Source organism: Bartonella sp. CL436QHHD (genome assembly GCF_042195105.1).
Lineage (GTDB): Bacteria > Pseudomonadota > Alphaproteobacteria > Rhizobiales > Rhizobiaceae > Bartonella.
On the sequence record NZ_JBHINR010000024.1, the window covers coordinates 1 to 1276 of the forward strand.

General features: G+C 40.7%; 2 protein-coding genes. Both read left to right on the forward strand.

Going from position 1 to position 1276, the window contains the following annotated elements; genetic code table 11:
• Window positions 1–57 precede the first annotated feature (57 nt).
• The gene (locus tag ACFIKN_RS03155; protein ID WP_015857131.1) at window positions 58–306 is read left to right on the forward strand and encodes a hypothetical protein; all 249 of its coding nucleotides are present in this window, start codon (window positions 58–60) and stop codon (window positions 304–306) included.
• Window positions 307–308: 2 nt separating this feature from the next.
• Window positions 309–1276, forward strand: a 968-nt coding sequence (locus tag ACFIKN_RS03160; RefSeq protein ID WP_375657901.1) for a tyrosine-type recombinase/integrase, incomplete at its 3' end; no start/stop codon positions are given.

Genomic DNA, 1276 nt, shown 5'->3' on the forward strand with positions numbered 1-1276 from the left:
AACACCAGCGTGATTCACGCCACGAGTGAATTACATCTAAAATGAAGGGGAATAAACATGCCACACCGCCCACCTACTATCACGCAACCAGCTATTGCTCGTGCTTTAAGAGAAGCTAAAAAACAAGGATGTGAACTCATAGAAATCAAACCTACAGGGGAATTATTAATTCATATCAATAAAACCATAACACCAACAACGACAGATAATACTTATAGCATTGACGATTTTCCACCACTTGAAAACGAGCAAGAAGACTACGAGACCAGCAAAAGCTGCCCCTCTGTCGACGGTATAAAGTTTTAGCCATGCCAAAACGCCGTCCACCGCATCTTGTTCGTGAACGTACACGCCATGGTAAAGTTATATGGTATGTACGTATTGGTCATGGACCACGGTTTCGGATTGAAGGAACCTATGGAACGCAAGAGTTTGTTGACAATTATACGCTGGCTATTAAACAAGCGCAAAATGGCTCCTCCAAAACAAAGAGGCGTACCAGACTCACAGAAGGGTCTTTCGATTGGTTATTGCATCAGTATTTACAAAGCATGCAATGGCATAATCAATCAGAATCCACTAAAAAAGTTAAATATCGAATTCTGAATAATGTTTCTAAACATATCGGTGATCGTGCATATAAAAGCATAAACAAACAACACATTCTTGAAGCCGTAGACAGAAGGCGAGATACCCCCGCCGCGGCAAAACATTTTTTGACCTCTTTAAATGGTCTCTTTAATTGGGCGGTTGATAATGCCCTTTTAAATAGAAATCCTGCCTTTAATATAAAAGCACCAAAATCTTTGAACAGTGAGGGATTACTACCATGGCGAGAAGAGGACATAGACAAATATTATCACCGTTGGTCACATGGTACACATGAACGCGTCTGGATTGATGTTCTTCTTTATACAGGCTTGCGCCGTGGTGATGCCGTTCGTATCGGCTGGAAAGATGTCAAAGATAATATCATTTATCTCAAAACAGAAAAGAGCCAATTTAAAACAGATGTTTTTCTTCCTATTTTACCAGAACTAGAGGAAACCCTTAAAATTGGTCCTATAGGTAATGAAACATTCATTTGTGGTAAAGGTGGAAATAAGCTTGTCAAAGAAAGTTTTGGCAACCTCTTTCGTGAAGCATGTAATGCGGCGGGTATTAAAAAATCAGCGCACGGATTGCGAAAATTAGCAGCAACACGTGCAGCCAATGCTGGTGCGACAGTTTCGCAAATGAAAGCGCTTTTTGGCTGGACAGAAGATAAAATGGCATC

Coding starts and splice junctions, on each gene's coding strand:
- ACFIKN_RS03155 (WP_015857131.1), top strand. CDS start 58: ATGCCACACCGCCCACCTACTATCACGCAACCAGCTATTGCTCGTGCT.